The organism is Bradyrhizobium sp. C-145 (assembly GCF_023375135.1).
GTDB lineage: Bacteria > Pseudomonadota > Alphaproteobacteria > Rhizobiales > Xanthobacteraceae > Bradyrhizobium > Bradyrhizobium zhanjiangense.
Genome location: NZ_CP088150.1, coordinates 6724072 through 6741718 on the forward strand (window position 1 = coordinate 6724072; position 17647 = coordinate 6741718).

A 17647-nucleotide genomic window follows, 5' to 3' on the forward strand; every position below is an offset into this window, starting at 1 on the left:
AACCCGACCCGTGTTCCATACCCGTCCCGCCCGAGGACTGAGAGCGGCACGCTTCCACGCAGATGCTGTTTAGGCCAGAGCTAAACCCAACCAAAGCAACGAAGATTGCAATTCCGACGAGAGAATGAGACGCCAGGATAGTGACCAATGTCGCGGCCGAGAACATAATCCATGAGAGTATGGTGAGTTGAATGGGGGATGTCCTTCCGGTAAACGAGGCTGTAAATAGCCGTATTGCGACCTGGGACGAGCCGAAAAGCGTAGAAACTAAGACGGCCCCCTGCCTATCTAAACCGACCGACGAAAGGATTGGAATCATCCGGCCGATGAGTGCTGAGAAAACAAAGGTCGTTAGCGAAAAGCCGACTGTGATGAGGACGATATCAATCAGCTTGGAAGAGGACTGGCCGTGCGGGCCACGGACCTTGTTCTGATCTCCAAGGCTTATGGAGGACCTGCTAAGAGCCACTTGGATTAAAGGTGACCTGCCACTGAGTTTTCATCCGGCAGCGGTTAGAGTCTCGGGGTTTTTGCAGCGAGACCGAACTTTGGACCACCCAGAACTAGAGTTTTGCGCTTCTTTCACGGTGGCGGGCTGGTGGCGCCATCGCGGTTGTGCAGCAAAATCGGCGATCTGTTGCCGATTGCCCCATGCGGGCGTTCTTCATTGTACAACAAGGCTTAAGAACGCCCACGGGACCGTATGCCGTGAGGTTCTGTACCGGCATCACCCTTGGGCTGGCCGCGAGGTTTTCGTCCATGGTGTGATCGACAAGGCGGACGGCGTTGTTTTCCGCTGCACGCTGGATGGATCGGAGACGCAGCGTTTTCTGGAGATCCCATCCTGGATGTTCGACCGCGCGGCATGTGCTCGGGGTTACAGCCTGACGGCAGAGCCCTTTGTCAGCCTGGAAGCGCTCAACGCGTTGTCGTCGCTTGTCGATTCAGCGGTCAAGAGCGCGACATCATCATTGAATGAACCGCTTTCCGGTGCATGCGGAGTCTCTCACGACCAGAATCGGGGAGAGGCTCATGGCAAGCAGGACGGCGATATCGGCGAACCCGATTCGGCGCAACCGGCGGTTCGGCGTGCATCAGATGGACCTGTTCACGGGTGGCATAGCGCACGGCGTCGTCGGGGTACCGGAATGGCGGGAGCTGCCGAAGGAGGCGCAGGATGCGCTGGTGAACTTGATGACGCAGCTGGTGCTGGACCATGCACGGGTAAGCGCAACGCTCGCGAAGAGAGAAGACGGTCATGATCAGTGACAAGGTCCGTCCTCACCATCTCGAGCGCAAGGCGATCCTCTATGTGCGCCAGTCCTCCGCCCATCAGGTTCTGCACAATCGTGAGAGCAGCGTGTTGCAATACGCGATGCGCGACCGATTGACGGCTGGGGTGGTCCAAGATCGAGGTGATCGACGATGATCTTGGGCGTTCGGCTGCCGGCGGCGTCCAGCGCGCGGGCTTCGAGCGGATGGTGGCCGAGGTCTGCCTCGGCAAGGTCGGCGCAGTCTGTGCGCGGGAGGTCTCGCGCTTTGCCCGCAATAACCGGGATTGGCAACAGCTGATCGAGATGTGTCGCGTCGTCGACACGGTGCTGGTTGACCAGGAAGCTGTCTATGCTCCGCGGCATGGCAACGACCGACTGCTTCTCGGGCTGAAGGGGAGTCTCAACGAGTATGAGCTGGACCTTTTGCGACAACGCTCGCTCTCGGCACGCTACGAGAAGGCCAGCCGTGGCGAACTGATTGCGGCCACGCCAGTCGGTTTTGTGAAGGCCGGTGATCGCTACGAGAAGGATCCGGACCGGCGTGTGCAGGACGCCATTACGCTCGTCTTCGACAAGATCGAGGAACTCGGGACCGCGCGGCAGGCGCTGCTGTGGTTCCATGAGCACGGCCTCGACCTACCGGTGAAGCAGCCGAACGGCGACACAGCCTGGCGGCGGCCCAGCTACGCGACTCTCCACAGGATGGTCGAGAACCCGGTCTACGGCGGAGCCTACGTCTATGGTAGAACAGCCGTAGCGACGGGGTACGGCGTCCTTGGCGCAGGCGCGAAGATCCGCCGGAAGGCGCGCGCCGAGTGGCTCGTCCTCAAGCCGGACGCCCACGAAGGCTATGTGAACTGGGAGAGGTTCGAAGCGATCCGTACAATGGTCTCCAGTAACGTGCCCACGAGCCGGCATCATGGCGCGCCCAAGCATGGCGAGGCGCTGCTCGCTGGGCTCATCCGCTGCCGGCGTTGTGGCCGCAAGCTGACCCTGCGCTACAGCGGTATGAAGCATCACATCCCCCGTTACAGCTGCTCGCGCGGCTGGATGAGCTATGCGGGATTTTGGGTGACGAGGTGATCAGGCGGCGTGGTTTGTCGGCACTTGGATGACCTCGATGCCGTCGTTGAATCTGACACCCGCGATAACCTTCGGCAACTGATTTGTGCCTTTGAGCCGCCGCCAGGTCTTCGATGCGGCGATGACGAGCTTGAACACCATCAGCTTGGCGGTGGTCGGCGACAACGAACCCTTGGTGCGCACCGTCCGGTGCCGCACGGTGGCGAACACGCTCTCGATGGGATTGCTGGTGCGCAGGTGATCCCAATGCTCGGCAGGAAAGTCGTAGAAGGCCAGCAGCGCATCGCGATCCTTCAGACATTCGACCGCGCGACCGTATTTGGCGCGGTATTTCTCGGCAAAGACGCCGATCGCCGCTTCGGCGGACGCCCGGTTCGGCGCCCAATAGACCTCGCGCAAATCCTTCTTCATGGTGGCCTGCACCGAGAGCGGGACCTTGTCCAGGACATTCACGGTCTTGTGCACCCAGCATCGCTGGTGCCGCGTGCCGGGAAAGACCTCGTCGAGCGCCTTCCAGAAGCCGAGCGCGCCGTCGCCGACGGCAATTTCCGGCGCGATCTGCAACCCGCGCTGCTTGACGTCGATCAGGAGCTCGCGCCAGCTCTGCGCGCTCTCCCGCACGCCGACCTAAAAGCCGATCAGTTCCTTCTTGCCTTCCGGCGTCGCGCCGATCAGCACCAGCATGCACTCGCCGTGGTCTTCCATGCGGGCCTGCAGGAAGACGCCATCGGCCCACACGTACACGTATCGGCGCGCCGACAGATCGCGCCTCTGCCAGCGCTCGTACTCGCCTTGCCACTCCGCCGTCAGCCGGGAAATCACCGCGGGCGACAGGTTCGGCGCGTCCTTGCCCAGCAAGGCCGTCAGCGCGTCCTTGCCCAGCAAGGCCGTCAGCGCCTCCTGGAAATCGCCGGTCGAGATGCCGCGCAGGTACAGCACCGGCAACAGCGCATCCAGACTTCTGGTCCGCCGTGCCCACAACGACAGGATCGCCGAGCTGAACCGGATCCGCTCGCCCTCGCTGGACGCCCCGCGGTCGCGAACCTTCGCCCGCGCCACCTCGACCGGGCCGATGCCGGTCTGGATCATTCGCGCCGGGCCGTAACCATGCCGCACGACACGGGCGCGTCCGTCGGCAAGCTTCAAATCCTTCACCGTGGCAAGAAGGTCTCGACTTCCACCTCGACAGCCTGTGCCAGAAGCTGCCGCGCACCGGCGCGCAGGACATTGGTCAGTGGATCATCGATCTCGTCGGGCTGACGAAGCGGCACAATGTTGCTAGTCTCGTTCATGGCGTATCGCTCTCCTTGAGAGGTTCTGGCAGGCTCGACACCCGCCTCGATACGCCGCCTATCTCAGTCCGTCATCCCCCACTTTCCCGCATAGCTCCGGCTGGATGGACAACGGCGAACCGCGCTGCATCGCGTTCGGTGGCAATGCCGCGGCCGTTGTCGAAGTTCTGGCGCCCTATGTCGACCGTGTTGTCATCGCCAACCCGAAGCAGGTGCGGTTGATCGCGCACGCAAAGATCGAGACGGATGCGATCGATGCCGCCGTGCTCGCGAAGTTGTACGCCACCGGATTTCTTCCGGAGGTCTGGGTACCCGATGAGCGCACTATGGCCCTGCGACGGCAAGTTGCGCGCCGTACGCAGCTCGTGCGGCAGCGGGTACGCTTGAAGAACCTCATTCAGTCGATCCTTCACGCCCACCTCATTCCGCCCTGTCCACACCTCAACCTTGTAGGGATCAGCGGTCGCAGGTGGATCGCCGCCCAGATAGTACCTGCCGACGAGCGTGCCGCAATCGAGCGGCACCTGGCGCAGATCGACCTGATCCAGGGTTCGTTGAAGGAGGTCGAGGCGGATATTGCGCGTGAAGCGAGATCCGATCCGGTCATTCGGCGGCTGATGACGCTCCCGGGTGTGGATATGACGGTGGCTTTGGGCGTGGCCGCGGCCGTCGGCGACATTCGGCGCTTTGCCGATCCGACCAGGCTGGTAAGCTACCTGGGGCTAAACTCGAGCGTAAAGCAGTCTGGCGAGGGCTCCGCCTACCATGGCAGGATCACCAAGCAGGGCCGCGGCCAAGCTCGCGGAATGCTCGTCGAAGCGGCATGGGCTGTAGCCCGTTCGCCGGGACCGCTGCGTGCATTCTTCCAGCGCGTGGCTTCACGACGCGGCAAGCACATCGCGGCAGTCGCGACGGCGCGGAAGCTGGCGATGATCATCTGGCATATGCTGACCAAGAGCACTGACTACATCTGGACGAGGCCGGCCCTGCTGGCGCGCAAGTTCCGGAGCATCGAACTGCGCGCTGGATTACCCACCAACCATGCCAAGCGCGGATCGGCCTATGATTACAACATCCCCGCGAAGAGGGCTGAGGAACGATCACGCGTGGAATCCGCCGAGAAGGAGTACATGAGGTTCACGTCCCGGTGGCGGGCAAAGCCGCGATCCCGACGCCGCAAGGCTTCTGCGACATAGGGCTTGTCTACAACATCCGTGTCGGCTTGCCAGGCCGCGAGAAGTCGAGCGTGACGCCGCGCTGGTAGGCCCAGAGGTCAAGATCGCGCGACACGAACTCGCTGCCCTGATCGACGCGGATCGTCGCCGGGAATCCCACTTCATTGCAAACCCTTCCAGGACCGCCACGACGTCGGTGCCGCGGAAGGTGAACCGGGGCTGCAGCGCTGGCGAGAAGCGGGAGAAGGTATCGACGATCGTGAGCACGCGCAGCTTATGCCCCGTCGCCAACTGATCGTGGACAAAATCCATCGCCCAGGTCTCGTTCGACCGCGTCGCCGGCCTGCGATCATCGCGCAGCTTGGCCTTGACCCGGCGCTTGGGTGATTTGTTGCGCAATTGCAGGCCCAATTCGTGATAGATCCGCCGCGTCTTATTCTGACCGTGGCGCCATCCCTCGCGGTGGAGCAGAACGTGGACACGGCGGTAACCGTAGCGAACGCGTGCATGGCAGATTTCCTTGATCCGATGTTCGAGGGCAGCCTGGCCGGAGCGACGCGACTTGTAATGGTAGGTCGACCGGTCGAACTCGAGGGCTTCGCAAGCCTTGCGGATCGAGACCTGCCACTCACCGCGAACCTCGTCGACCAGCTTGCGCTTCCGGCCAGGCTTCATAGCTTTCGGCGGATCACGTCCTGCAGCATCTCTTTGTCGAGGCTGAGATCGGCGACCAGCTTCTTCAGCTTGGCGTTCTCATCCTCAAGCTGCTTCAACCGCCGCATCTCGGTCGGCAGCAGCCCGTCATACTTCTTCTTCCAGTTGAAATAGGTCGCCTGGCTGATCCCGGCCTTGCGGCAGATCTCCGCCACCGCAACCCCGTCATGGCCCTGCTTCAGGATGAACGCCTTCTGGGCGTCCGAAAATTTTGAGGCCTTCATCGTTCGTCGCTCCTCCCAACCGGGAATCGGTGCGCAAAACTCTAGCCAAAAATGGTCCAGTTTGCCGGCCTCAGATCACCGACAGGCGCTCACGCAGCCTCGCCTTGGCGATTTCGTCGCCTTCAAATTTATCGTAGAGGAAAAGCTGCGCGATCGCCTCGATAATAGCGATTACCTCTAACGGCGCCAGCGGGCGTCCCGCGAGGGCTATTGGCGTCAGCAACTGGGTCGCTGACGAATTCGCGTCGCAGTTCGGTAAGATTTGATGCCATGAGAAGCGCGTAACGCAAAGCGGCAGAGCGGGCTCCCGCAGCAATCAGCTCCTCCAGCGTCGATAGGAGGATGCGCCCGATCGTCCAAAGGCGCAGACCTGGCTGCCTACGACGCCGAGCAGATAGGCCATTGCAGCGTCGAGCTCGCCACGCCGCGGGACGGAGGCGCCCCAGGAGTCGATCGGCGAGCCGCTGGCCATGATCTTTAAGTTCGCCGACGGCCTGACAGTCAAGAACGATCTCGTCCCATGTCGCCCCTGCCGCACGGCAGCGCCGATCAGGGCGAGACTCAGCGGGCGGCCCCCCACCGTAGACCAGATGACGTCGAACCACGTCGGCCGGGCAATTGAGCCGCCCTGGTCGACCAATGTCTGCGCCGCCCCGCGAGTGAGCATTGGCAGCTCATATGGGCCTGGCTGTGCCGATCGCTGCGTGAGGATGATCCGAGAGCGTGCGCCGCAAAATTCGCCAAGGCGCGCGGTTGAGAGCGCAGGTTCGGCATCGTCGATCACTACGAGACAGATGCATGCGCAGCAGCGCTGTCACTTTCTTGGTTTCGCCGGCTCGCACAAAGGGAGCGCCTGAAGCTCTTCGAGCCGACCGACCGACTGTCCCTGCGACGCCTATGCCGAACTTTCGATCGCTTGCGCGAACGGCTGTCGGACGGAAAGCCTGCCGGCTCATGGTTGATCTGCCTGCGCTGGCGCACGAGCGCGGCTGCGAGGCCGCACTCGTCGGTCAGCTCGCCGCCGAGCTGGACGCCGGCCAACTGCCCGACCTCAAATAGTTGCGCACTCACTTCGCGCCCGATCCTGCCTGCGTGCCGCAGGTCATGGTGCAGCTTACCCCACCCGCCAGATATGAGTGTCTCATCGGCGCCGCCAAATCGGAGACGCCGCATGAACAACGCAGTCGACACCGCGCGCGTCATCGGTTGCTCAACGAGCGGATGCTGCTCGGCTTCAAGGTGTTGTGGCCACAGTTCGCCGAATAGTCCTACAAGGAAAGTTGGCCGGCGGCCCGCTTCTTCGCTGTCATCTCCGAGCATGAGATCGCCGCACGCGGCCGCCCGTCGCATCGAGCGCCATCTCGTCGAGGCGCGGCTGACCGCCGGAAAGACCTTCGACAACTTTGCCTTCGAGGCTGTGACCGATGATCTCAAAAGCGCAGGTGACCGCGCATGCCGCTGGCGACGGCTTGGTCGGCGAGGGCGCCAATTTGCTCTCTGGACCGCCTGGCGGCAGCCACTTGGCGGCAATCGAGCAGAGGGTTGGCGTCGGGGTCGACTAGGCAGCTTCGGAACGAATACGCTCATAGATCCGGTCACGGTAGTGGCGATGCGAGCTCGGCATATACCCGCAATCGTCCTTGGCGATGCGGCAGCGTGGTGCGCAGGTGCGAGGCCCCTGGTCGTTGGATTTGCCCAATTGGGCGGTGCTAGCGACCGGGGCTGGCGCGGAGCATTCGGCAAGGGCAGCGCCAGATCCCGGTACGGAATTTTTACGCGTGCCACTAAGCAGGCTCATCCTTAATCCCATTGCGGCGAGTAATCGTTTTCGTAGATGCGCAGGTTGCGCGACTTGAGTCGCGAGATCATCGACATTTCCTCGCCGGAAAGCTCGAAATCGAACAGGTCAACGTTTTCAGCCAGCCTCTCTTTGCGCGCGGTGCGCGGGATAGCAATCACACCTTCCTGCTGTACGTGCCATCGAAGCACGATCTGCGGTGGGGTTTTGCCGTGCCGCTTGGCAGCGTCGATGATCGCTGCTTGTTCGAACAACGCTTCCCCGCGACCGAGCGGAGCATACGCGACCATCGCCATGCCGGCCGCGCGGCAGGCGGCATGGACCTTAGTCTGATCAAGAAATGGATGATATTCGACTTGATTGGCGACAAGCAGGGCGTCCGACAGGTTAACCGCTTCCGCAAGCATCCCGGTGGGGAAGTTCGATACGCCGATGTGCCGCGCCATGCCAGAATGGCGAACCGCGTTCAGCGCCTTGATGGATCCCGCCAGCGGAATCGCCGGGTTCGGCCAGTGGATCAGCAACAGGTCGACCGTGTCGAGGCCAAGGCGCTTCAAGCTCTCCTCGGCCGATCGCTCCAGGTCTCCCGGTGCGGTATCGGAAGGCCAGACCTTAGTAGTGACGAAGACCTCGTCGAGCGCCACGCCGGAGGAGCGCAGCCCCTCGCCTACTTCCTTCTCGTTCTCGTAGTACGCCGCCGTATCGACATGGCGATAGCCGACGGAAAGCGCATGCGCGACCAATGCTGAGCACACTTCACCTTTGAGCGTCCAAGTTCCAAGCCCGATTGCCGGGATCGCGGCACCGTTCGCCATGACTTTATGCATAAGACCTCCTTGCTTGTTCCGTCGCTGCTTCTTGTTCGTTGTATCGCTGGTGACGCACCCTGTGCCGGCAAGCTGCCTTGATTAGACAATCCTTCGCAGATTTTCTTGTGGGATCCACGTCGTTGGCCACTGTCCGCCAATCCAAAAAAGCATCAAGGTCGAAGTTAGCCAAAAGGCGGAAGTATCCAGGCGGTCCGGAACGGCGTCAGTGGATCCTGGCAAAGGAGCGCGACATCAGTCTAGAATCATCCCAATTACTGCGTTGATTCCGACGGTCGCACCTTCCGGTGCGACGATTGTCGTCGATATACCTTCGCGGGCTTCGATTTCTACGACGGCCCTGGTTGTGCCCAATTCGGCCAATTTCGCCCTCACTGACCTCATCTTCGGCACCTTTGAACCAGCGAACTATCGCAGCTTCCTCAAGTTCCATTCCACTAAAGGCACAATGATGTCGGTTGGCATCTTTGCTTCCATTCTATTCAGAGTCTTCGAGGGTGTCAGAGTAGCCGCCGTACGGTTGCGATAATGCGCTCTTTCGTCGGGTAAAAGTTCTTCTCGAGGGCCGGACTGAAGGGCACGTGAACGTCCGGAGCGCTCAGGCGCAGGATGGGTTGCTTCAATAGATCGAAAGCCTCTTCCGCCATCACCGCTGCGATCTCACTTCCGACGCTGCAAACGGGGTGAGCGTTCTCAACGATCACAAGCTTTCCGGTCTTCGCAACCGATTGTTTGAACGCCTCATGATCGAGTGGCTTCAACGTACGTGGGTCGATGACTTCGACCAAAATACCTTCCTCGGCGAGCGCGTCGACAGCTTCCATCGTCGGTCGAATGGCGTCGGCAATAGCGATAAGAGTTACGTCTCTTCCCTCGCGCTTCACATCGGCCTTGCCAATCGGAATTATGTGCTCCGGATCGGTGGGCACGTCTCCCCTGAGCGGCCACAGGCGGGCATCTTCGAAGACGAGTACAGGATCGCCGTCGCGAATGGCCGACTTCATAAGTCCCTTGATATCGGCGGCGCTGGTCGGGCTAACGATCTTAAGGCCCGGCACGTTCATAAAGAACGTATAGGGTCGGTCAGAGTGCTGGGCCGCCAATGAGTTCATCGACATAAATGAACGAACCACAAGCGGAACGTCGATCTGACCACCTGTCATGTATCGCAGTTTTGAAGCCTGATTGATGATCTGATCGGAGGCCAGATAAACGAAGCTCGCAAATGTCAGGTTTACGATCGGGCGCAACCCGTTGATGGCAGCGCCAATCCCGACGCCGGTAAAACTGCCTTCTGAAATCGGTGTGTTCCAAATTCTATTTCCAAATCGCTCGACAAGTTTGTGGCCGCCATATACCGAAATGTCCTCTCCCATGAGGATGACGCGCTCATCACGCTCCATTTCCTCCATCTGGGCCTGCATGATCGCTTCAAGATAAGTCATGTGAACATAGGCGCGGCGCGGCGCAGCAAATTTCTGGGCATCAGTTTGCATGTCGACTAATTCCTCTCCAGCTCAGCGACAGAGCCGTAATGTGCCGAAAGTGGCGAGTTGAACATGTAGTCTGCAAAAGTGTCTGGACGAGGCGCGGGGCTGGACAAAGCAAACTGTACAGCCCGCTTGACCGATTCGACGACTTCTCCTTCAATTGCCGTTAGACTATTTTCACCGATGCCCTGTCTAAGCAACTCGCTGCGATAGAGTGCAATTGGATCGCGGTCGCGCTTGTACCTCTCGACCTCTTCGCGTGGTCGGTAGGGCCGCCGCGAGCTCGACAAGCCGAAACTGTGCTCAAAAAACCGATAAGTGTCAGCTACTATAAGAGTAGGCCCCTCGCCAATGCGCGCTCGTGTGACCGCCTGCGCGGCAGCTTCGTAGACGGCGCTCACGTCCTGTCCGTCGACGGTCAACCCTGGCATCCCGTAGCCCACCGCCCGCAACGCGATGTCCGGCTGCCCGTGGCTTTGCGCTACCGAGATAGAAAATGCATAGCCGTTGTTCTCACAAAAATAGATCACCGGCAGCTTCCACAGCGCCGCCATGTTGAGACTCTCATGGAAGGTGCCCTGGTTCACCGCTCCATCGCCGAAGAAGCAAAGAGTAACCTGATCGATGCCCCGCACCCTGGCACTGAACGCGCACCCTGTGGCAAGAGGAATGCCCCCACCAACGATGGCCGATTCGCTGATGATCCCGACCGATCTGTCCGCAAAGTGCATTGAACCACCGCGCCCCTTGCAGATGCCGCCCTCCTTTCCCATCAGCTCAGCCATGAGCGCGTCCAGATGCGCACCCTTCCCAATTGGATGGCCGTGCGAACGATGCGTTCCCGTCATGGCGTCATCGTCCCGAAGGGCGATACATGCCCCCACGATAGCGGCTTCCTGCCCGACGCTGGGGTGGAATGCTCCAGGGATGCTGCCAGCATTGAACTGGCGCATACCCTCTTCTTCGAATCGACGGATGCGCAGCATCCGCCGATAAACTTCTAATTTCTGATCACGGTTCAACGGCATGATCCAAAGTTGCTCCAATGTTCAAGTAAAGATGCCATCCGGGATGGCAGAGCGCAGGTCCTGTAGATTGATCGCGTATAATTCATCCACTTTCCTGATTGTCTCAAAATCCGAACAAAGGTCTTGCCGACAAGCTATTGAGCCGGATGGCTGGCAGTGGCAATCGGATTGACGAGAATTGGCTGCTTTGCGCCTTAGCGTTAATGGCTTTGAGCGGTTTTACGGCGACGAGTGGGGATCGATTTCCCAGTTACCGGAGAAACCTTCCTCCTTGACCACTGCTCTAAGAGTGGCGTAGCGCCAACGGCGCATGCCGAAGCCGAGATTGTCTTTGGCGCCAGCATGTCCTTTTTGCTCGTAGAAGGGTCTCCTTTTGATTGTATGAAGCTTCGCTGGTATCAACATTGGTCTTACGTGCGGCCTTGCGACTGTCTCTGCGCTCCAGAGGAACTGGAGCAAGCGCCGTGCCAGTGGACTTGAGCTATGCAATCACAGGACTTTTCGCAGCGACGAAGCGTCGCCTGAAGAAATCCGCAAACCTTCTTTTTGTCCGACGCTGAACAAGAATGTCGGAAAAGGAGCAAGTCTCGATTGGGCCGCCCGCCGGCCTATGCGGTAAGGCGCGCTAAAAGAGCTCGCTGCAAACGTCGGTCCCAAATGAAGTCTTAGAAGAGGAACGACCGGTTCCGGCGCCAGATGAAGCGCCGTCTTCGATCCGGCCGGGCCGGCGCCGATTACTAGCCGCTCTTCGCCAATGCGCGATCCGCGCATTGCGCTCTACACGGTGAAGCCGCCCGCAGATATCACTAAAACGCGGCAGCGCCAGATCTTCTGATGCGGTTAGAAGCGGACTATCGGACTTATTTTCTTGACCTCGGGATCATGGAGCAGTGTGCGGCTGGCGTGGCTGCCGGACTGCTAGTTGCGGGCACAAAGTTGGACTGCACCCCTGAAGTAAGAAACGATAATTAGTCGTCCGTGAAGAACCAGCGCGGCGCCCGGCTCAAGCGATGTTTTCAGCTGGGAAGGTATCGAGGAACGCGCGGATAGTGACGCACAAGAACTCTGCCAACCATCGCAGGAGCAAGCCGAAGTTGTAGCCGGCGGCGGCGAGGACAGCGTTGATGCGGTCGCCGAGGCGCCCCTTGAGATAGTTGCGGTCCATGCGATGCTCGGCCTTGACGTGGCCGATGACGGGCTCGACAGCCGCGCGACGCTTCATCTCGCAGCGGACGGAAGCCATGACGCGGCGGACCTGACCCGAGATCCAGACTCTGAACCGATGCGGGTGGTTGTGGCCGCGATACCCTTTGTCGACGTGGATTCGGCGAGCTTCCACACACCGGTGAGCTTCTCCATGTCGGTGGTCACAGGGCCGAGCGTGTGCCCGTCGAAGGGATTGCCATGCAGGGCCTTGGCATGGAGCACGAACTGTCCACCCTTCGGAGACGTCACGGGGGTGGCAATAATGACCTGCAGCCGAACTCGTAAGGTGCGCGGGCTTTCACCTTGCCGATGCACTCGACCTCAGGGGCATGTAACGCATAGACCTTCGGATCGCGCTGATTGCCGCGCGGCAATCAGGGTGACAGTGCTTCCCACCCAGATTGTCGCGCTATACTGATGCTGATCCTGGCTGCGCACCTGCTGCGCTAAACCGAGCAGCGGGCCGAAACGAGCTTCCAGCACCGCATTGCCATCAATCATGCGGCGGATGTTGCGGATGATCTTCCCCCGAAAAAATGGACAGGTTAAGCTGCTTTTAGCTCCATCTCGATCGGGCTGATGTAGCCGATGGCGGAGTGACGACGAGTTCGATTATAGAACCCTCGACATAGGCAAAGATATCCCGTGTGGCGTCTGCCCGTGTTGCATAGTGCCTGTGGTGGACGAGTTCCGTCTTGAGCGTGTGAAAGAAGCTCTCCATCGGAGCATTGTCGTAGCAGTCGCCCTTGCGGCTCATCGACGTCCTGAGGCCAGCGGATTGCATCAGCTTGCGGTAATCCGCCGAGGCATATTGGGCGGATTCAAGCGGTCGTCGCAACACTCTGGAGTTGGAGGTTGCGATGAGCATTCGAAAGCGGCGATCGGCACGGTCAGGACGAGCGCCATTACCGTCGCCAGGACGACCGTCTACTGCAGGGCGCGATGAACAAAATCGATTCTGGCGGGCGATCGCCAGTGGCTGAGCAGCGAAGAGGCTGCGCTCGAAGCCGGAGTGTCGCAACCTGTCGGAACCAGATGGTTCCGAAAGGCGGGCGGCATGCCACCAGCGATGTTCAGATCTTCGGCCAAGCCGCTCTCTGGGCGGTACCTCTCATTGGTAGAGCGCGAGGAGATCGCACTCCTCAAGGTGCAGGGCCATTCCATACAGGAGATTGGGCGCCGCCTCGGGCGGGCTGCCTCGACAATCTCCCGTGAACTGCGGCGCAATGCGGCCACCCGCAGCGGCGGGTTGGAGTACCGAGCGACGACTGCCCAGTGGCATGCAGATCGATCGGCCCGTCGTCCGAAGCTGACCAAGCTTGCGCTCAACACCACCTTGCGCACTTGCCGGTGTCGTCGTGGCTCCGAGCGGCACTCCGGTTCCTGGTCCCGGCCGTTCCGTGGAAGGGCCGCCGGCATGGGCCGCGCAAGGATCGGCGATGGGCCAAAGCCTGGAGCCCTGAGCAGATTGCCCGACGCTTGCCGATCGACTTCCCGGACGACAAGACGATGCGCATCAGCCACGAAGCGATCTATCAAGCTCTCTTCGTTCAGGGCCGCGGGGCGCTACGCCGCGAACTGACGGCCTGCTTGCGAACAGGGCGTGTGTTACGGATGCCCAGAGCACGCGTACGCAGGCGAGGTAAGGGCTTTGTCTCGCCGGAGATCATGATCAGTGAGCGCCCCGCTGAAGCGGCCGATCGAGCAGTGCCGGAAGGTTCAGGATCGTCGTCTCGTCGGGAATCGGCTCACTAAGTTTGAGCCCCGCGAAGTTGCGCAACGAAGCGATCTCATACAGGGTTTCTTCCATTGACGGGTCCGATAGCGCAAACCAGTTCTGCATCAGGTGCACGCGCAGCATCGCTTTCCGAAATGCCTTGTGAGTTATGTGCCGCCTTGGTCTCTCTCGCCGATGAACGACTCGGAGCCGACTCGGCAGTCGTTGAAATAGAGAGGATGCGTATCTTAAGACCGCCATCCCATCTTTCGGTAAGAGGAGCCAATCTCGTACCCTGTAGTGCCTATCGGCACGTGAAATAGAGAGAACGACTTCTTTGCTGCGTCGGTCGCACTGTCAATTGCCATCACCATCGTGAACAAGCTGATGTCGGTCCCGGGGTTCGTGATGAACGCCTTTTCGCCGTGGATCGACCACGAGCTGTCCTGCAAATCGCGTGCGCATGTCTTTGATCCGGCAGTGTCGGACCCGGCCTGCTGCTCTGTACCAGCTAGTGAGCAGAACTTGCATCCGGCGACGACGTCTAGCAGCCATTGCTCTTTGAGCTTTGCATTCCCAAATCGCGAGAGCGCCAGGCCGGAGACAGCGTTCACCATGGTGGTCACGGCCAGCTATTGATCTACGCGGGCGATTTGCTCAAGTGCAATGATCATGTCGAGCGTGCCGAGCCCCAATCCGTCGTAAGTCGGGTCGTGCGGAATCGCGGGCACACCAAGATCTGCGAGTTTTCCGAAGAGGTCAACGGGAAATTTGCCTGTGCGGTGCCGTTCCTCAGCGTCCGGGGCCACTTCGTTGTGCCAGAACTCGGCCACACCACATGTCCTGGAACCATTGTTGCTCGTCTGTTAGCAAGAAGTTCATGAATTGCTCCCAGTGGCTAGCGCGACGCGCCCCCGAATGCCAGGCAGCCGCCATCGACCGATGTCACGGCGCCGGTCACGTAGCTGGCCACCGGAGAGCAGAGGAAGAGTGCGACTTGGGCGATCTCTTCCGCCGTGCCAAGGCGATCCATCGGCACGCGCTTGAGCGCGCGAGCCAAGGCATCCGCATCGCCCGCAGACATTGGGGCGTCCACATATCCTGGGGCAAGGCAGTTCACCCGTATGCTGAAGCGGGCCCACTCGCATGCCAAGCTGCGAGTCGTGTGTGCAACGGCTGCCTTGCTCGGTCCGTAGGCATTGGAAGCGGGCATGCCGAGCAGACCGGCCACCGAACCGATGTTGACAATGGCGCCGCTGCGGCGCGCCAGCATCCTTCGACCTGCCTCCCGACAGCACAGGAATATGCCTCGAGCGTTAACTGAGATCACGCGATCCCAGTCGGCGACCGTCTGATCGACCGTGCGTTGCAACGGCTCCAGGATTCCAGCGTTGTTGATCGGCGCATCCACACGACCGTGGATTGCCATGACGCGCTCGAAAAGCTCCACGACGTCGGCCTCCGCGGCCAGATCGCATCGCAGGTGATGGTAGGACGGTGTTGAAAAGGCAGGCGCGTTCAGGTCAGCGCCGACGACCGCTGCACCTCGCCGTAAAAGCTCATCGCAGCAGGCAAGGCCGATCCCACTGGCGGCACCGGTGACGACCGCGACGCGCGCCGGAAATCGTGTGCACCCTGCACTGGCTCGTCAGCGGCTTCCGTCATGGTTGCTCCTGTGTGGCGCGCGGCAGCTTCTTGCGGTCCGCCGGGCCGGGATCCATCCCGCGTCATGTCGTTCGGTTTCGAAGTCGATCGCGCCATGCCACGCGGCCAATTTCGACCACTTGAATATGTTGTTGCGCTGCACTGCCCACGACCGTTCGATGATGGGCAGCAAAAGCGCGCCGCGCACGTCCCGCTCCGAGTCAAAGTTCTTCACGTACCCGTAAGCACCGAAGATTGTTTGGCATTCGAGCGCAACGGACTTCGCTACTTCTGGAGCGAACAGCTTTGCCATGGACGTCTCAACTCCACAGCGCTGGTGCTGGTTCGCCAGCCAAGCCGCGTGGTAGAGCACGAGCCGCGCGGCGTGAAGCTGCGTCTTCATCTCGGCGAGCTTGTGCTGAATGGACTGATAGTTGGATATCGCCTTTCCGAACTGGACGCGCTCAAGAGCGTAGCTCCAAGCGTCTTCAGCGCGGCGCCGGCTATGCCCACTCCCATGGCGGCGACCTCCAGCTTCTCCACACCGAGCCCAGAGCCCATCACCATCGACCAGCCATTGTTCCAGCCCTGCCTCCGCTCCAATCACGTTTGTGAATGGAACTTCGACGTCGACGACCGTGACGTCGGTCGTCGCAGCACCCTTCATTCCGAGGCTCTCGATCGGCGTGATCGTGATGCCCACGGCGGTCGGCGGCACGAGTATGAGCGACAGGTTCTTGTAGCGCACGTCCTTGGGGCCAGTGCGCACAAGGGCATAGATGTAGTCAGCAATCGCCGCGCCAGAGCAGAAGCGCTTGGTGCCGTTGATGCGGACCTTATCTTGTACACGTTTGGCACGGGTCGTGACGCTGGCCAAGTCCGCGCCGGCGTTGGGCTCGGTCCAACCGTATGCGAACATGAGCGAGCCGCTCGCCACACGCGCCAGCAACTCGCGCTTCTGATCCTCTGTGGCGCACTCGACGAGGTTCATCCCCGCATAGCTGGCAGCCATGATGTAGGGCACCGCGACCGCCAGGCTGCGACGCGACAGCTCCTCGATCACGACCATGGTGCCGAGGATGTCACGGCTAGCGCCGCCATATTTCTCGGGGACCGTGAGCCCCATCACACCCAAGGCCGCAAGTTCGGCGAAAGTGATTTTCCTTGTCCCATTGCGCCGCAGCGATCCTGGGCATTTCCCTCTCAACGAAGCGCTCCAGCGTGCCGCGTAACTGGCGGATGCGGTCCGGTTCAGTGAAGTCCATGAGTTGGTAAGGAGTTCAGCGTCCCGTGAAGACGGCGGCGCGCTTCTCTCGAAATGCATTCACGGCTTCCTGATGGTCACTCGTTGTGTTGGACATTGCTTCGAAGGCCAGGGACGCATCCATGATCGAATGCGCGAGCTGTTTGAGGCCGATGTTCGCGGACATCTTGCTCCACCGAATCGCCTTCGTCGCACCGGCGGCGAGCCTGTCCGCGAATTGTCTCACGCGCTCGTCCAGCTGCGCTGCGGGCACCGCATGGTTGATCAGCCCAATGCGAGCGGCCTCAGTCGCCAGCATCAGGTCACCGGTCATCAGGTATTCCTTCGCCCGCGCATAGCCGATCAGCTGAGGCCAGATCACCGCCCCGCCATCGCCGGCAACAAAGCCGACGCTGACATGCGGATCTCCGATCTTCGCGTTCTCGGACGCGAAGATCACATCGCAGAACAACGCGATCGTTGCACCGAGTCCGGTCGCGTGGCCGTTCAGCTTCGCAATGACTGGCTTTTCGCAGTCCAGCAGCGAGAAGACTATCTGCTTGCCCTCGCGCGCGGTCTTCTCGAACGAAGCCGGGTTGTCGATCATTTTCTGCATCCACTCGATATCGCCGCCTGACGAGAAGGACCGCCCGGCGCCGGTGAGCACGGCAATGTCGCTGTCGGGGTCGTTCGACACATCGACAAAGACCCTCGCGAGCTCGGCGTGCATCTTCTCGTCCACTGCGTTCAGCTTTTCGGGCCGGTTCAGGGTGATCTCGAGAACGCGACCTCGACGCTCGATCAGTAGGGTCTCGTAGTCAATGAATGTCATGGAAATTCCGTGTCGCAGAAGCGTGTTCGTGCATTATGGGGCTTGATGGTTGGTGAGTCAACGTTCAGTGACTGCCAAGTCATATATAATGCCCATCGAC

14 protein-coding genes and 10 pseudogenes are annotated in these 17647 nt (G+C 60.6%); 7 read left to right on the forward strand and 17 right to left on the reverse strand.

Annotated elements, in window-relative coordinates:
• Positions 1-1032: 1032 nt before the first annotated feature.
• Genes LRP30_RS31615 through LRP30_RS31625 form a run of 3 tightly spaced genes read left to right on the forward strand, consistent with a single transcriptional unit; the run spans position 1033 to position 2357 of the window.
• Positions 1033-1269 (forward strand): hypothetical protein, encoded by a 237-nt coding sequence (locus LRP30_RS31615; protein ID WP_249757333.1) that lies wholly within the window; start codon positions 1033-1035, stop codon positions 1267-1269.
• Positions 1259-1429 (forward strand): hypothetical protein, encoded by a 171-nt coding sequence (locus LRP30_RS31620; protein ID WP_249757334.1) that lies wholly within the window; start codon positions 1259-1261, stop codon positions 1427-1429. The genes LRP30_RS31615 and LRP30_RS31620 overlap by 11 nt, the downstream gene beginning before the upstream one ends.
• Complete coding sequence (locus tag LRP30_RS31625; RefSeq protein WP_249757335.1) at positions 1416-2357, forward strand: recombinase family protein; 942 nt, start codon at positions 1416-1418, stop codon at positions 2355-2357. The genes LRP30_RS31620 and LRP30_RS31625 overlap by 14 nt, the downstream gene beginning before the upstream one ends.
• Here the strand turns inward: LRP30_RS31625 and LRP30_RS31630 are convergent.
• A pseudogene (locus LRP30_RS31630) lies at positions 2358-3649 on the reverse strand (IS256 family transposase).
• A 140-nt stretch (positions 3650-3789) separates the two neighbouring features.
• Between LRP30_RS31630 and LRP30_RS31635 the strand changes: the two are divergent.
• Positions 3790-4845: pseudogene (locus tag LRP30_RS31635) on the forward strand (IS110 family transposase); the annotation flags it as partial.
• A gap of 19 nt (positions 4846-4864) precedes the next feature.
• On the opposite strand, the pseudogene LRP30_RS31640 reads toward LRP30_RS31635, so the two are convergent.
• The 3 genes and pseudogenes from LRP30_RS31640 to LRP30_RS31650 all read right to left on the reverse strand — a co-directional run.
• Positions 4865-5762 (reverse strand): annotated as a pseudogene (locus LRP30_RS31640) (IS3 family transposase); the annotation flags it as partial.
• A gap of 70 nt (positions 5763-5832) precedes the next feature.
• Entirely contained in the window at positions 5833-6078 is a 246-nt protein-coding gene (locus tag LRP30_RS31645; protein WP_249757336.1) for a hypothetical protein, read from the reverse strand.
• Positions 6079-6429: a hypothetical protein gene (locus LRP30_RS31650; RefSeq protein ID WP_249757337.1), complete on the reverse strand. Its 351-nt coding sequence runs from the start codon at positions 6427-6429 to the stop codon at positions 6079-6081.
• A 234-nt stretch (positions 6430-6663) separates the two neighbouring features.
• Between LRP30_RS31650 and LRP30_RS31655 the strand changes: the two are divergent.
• Positions 6664-6920 (forward strand): annotated as a pseudogene (locus LRP30_RS31655) (IS21 family transposase); the annotation flags it as partial.
• A 13-nt stretch (positions 6921-6933) separates the two neighbouring features.
• Positions 6934-7291, forward strand: a pseudogene (locus tag LRP30_RS31660) (ATP-binding protein); the annotation flags it as partial.
• Positions 7292-7562: 271 nt separating this feature from the next.
• Here the strand turns inward: LRP30_RS31660 and LRP30_RS31665 are convergent.
• From LRP30_RS31665 to LRP30_RS31690, 6 genes and pseudogenes are all read right to left on the reverse strand, one after another.
• Complete coding sequence (locus tag LRP30_RS31665; protein WP_249757338.1) at positions 7563-8387, reverse strand: aldo/keto reductase; 825 nt, start codon at positions 8385-8387, stop codon at positions 7563-7565.
• A 500-nt stretch (positions 8388-8887) separates the two neighbouring features.
• Positions 8888-9883 (reverse strand): alpha-ketoacid dehydrogenase subunit beta, encoded by a 996-nt coding sequence (locus tag LRP30_RS31670; protein ID WP_249757339.1) that lies wholly within the window; start codon positions 9881-9883, stop codon positions 8888-8890.
• Between the two features lie 5 nt (positions 9884-9888).
• A complete protein-coding gene (locus LRP30_RS31675) occupies positions 9889-10905 on the reverse strand; it encodes a thiamine pyrophosphate-dependent dehydrogenase E1 component subunit alpha (RefSeq protein WP_249757340.1) in 1017 nt (338 codons plus the stop codon).
• A 219-nt stretch (positions 10906-11124) separates the two neighbouring features.
• Positions 11125-11241, reverse strand: a pseudogene (locus LRP30_RS31680) (peroxiredoxin); the annotation flags it as partial.
• Positions 11242-11908: 667 nt separating this feature from the next.
• Positions 11909-12639 (reverse strand): annotated as a pseudogene (locus LRP30_RS31685) (IS5/IS1182 family transposase); the annotation flags it as partial.
• A 17-nt stretch (positions 12640-12656) separates the two neighbouring features.
• A pseudogene (locus tag LRP30_RS31690) lies at positions 12657-12925 on the reverse strand (IS3 family transposase); the annotation flags it as partial.
• A 46-nt stretch (positions 12926-12971) separates the two neighbouring features.
• Between LRP30_RS31690 and LRP30_RS31695 the strand changes: the two are divergent.
• A pseudogene (locus tag LRP30_RS31695) lies at positions 12972-13824 on the forward strand (helix-turn-helix domain-containing protein); the annotation flags it as partial.
• Here the strand turns inward: LRP30_RS31695 and LRP30_RS31700 are convergent.
• The 7 genes and pseudogenes from LRP30_RS31700 to LRP30_RS31730 all read right to left on the reverse strand — a co-directional run.
• Positions 13808-13975: pseudogene (locus LRP30_RS31700) on the reverse strand (transposase); the annotation flags it as partial. The pseudogenes LRP30_RS31695 and LRP30_RS31700 sit on opposite strands and share 17 nt — an antisense overlap.
• Positions 13976-14076: 101 nt before the next feature.
• Positions 14077-14445 carry an acyl-CoA dehydrogenase family protein gene (locus LRP30_RS31705; RefSeq protein ID WP_249761873.1) on the reverse strand — a complete coding sequence of 123 codons (369 nt, stop codon included), beginning with the start codon at positions 14443-14445 and terminating at the stop codon, positions 14077-14079.
• 15 nt (positions 14446-14460) lie between these two features.
• Entirely contained in the window at positions 14461-14661 is a 201-nt protein-coding gene (locus LRP30_RS31710; RefSeq protein WP_249757341.1) for an acyl-CoA dehydrogenase family protein, read from the reverse strand.
• Positions 14662-14726: 65 nt separating this feature from the next.
• Positions 14727-15410 carry an SDR family oxidoreductase gene (locus LRP30_RS31715; protein WP_249761874.1) on the reverse strand — a complete coding sequence of 228 codons (684 nt, stop codon included), beginning with the start codon at positions 15408-15410 and terminating at the stop codon, positions 14727-14729.
• Positions 15347-15493 carry a hypothetical protein gene (locus tag LRP30_RS31720; RefSeq protein ID WP_249757342.1) on the reverse strand — a complete coding sequence of 49 codons (147 nt, stop codon included), beginning with the start codon at positions 15491-15493 and terminating at the stop codon, positions 15347-15349. Before LRP30_RS31720 ends, LRP30_RS31715 begins: the two co-directional genes overlap by 64 nt.
• Positions 15477-16796 (reverse strand): acyl-CoA dehydrogenase family protein, encoded by a 1320-nt coding sequence (locus LRP30_RS31725; RefSeq protein ID WP_249757343.1) that lies wholly within the window; start codon positions 16794-16796, stop codon positions 15477-15479. The genes LRP30_RS31720 and LRP30_RS31725 overlap by 17 nt, the downstream gene beginning before the upstream one ends.
• Positions 16753-17547 carry an enoyl-CoA hydratase-related protein gene (locus tag LRP30_RS31730; protein WP_249757344.1) on the reverse strand — a complete coding sequence of 265 codons (795 nt, stop codon included), beginning with the start codon at positions 17545-17547 and terminating at the stop codon, positions 16753-16755. Before LRP30_RS31730 ends, LRP30_RS31725 begins: the two co-directional genes overlap by 44 nt.
• Positions 17548-17647 lie beyond the last annotated feature (100 nt).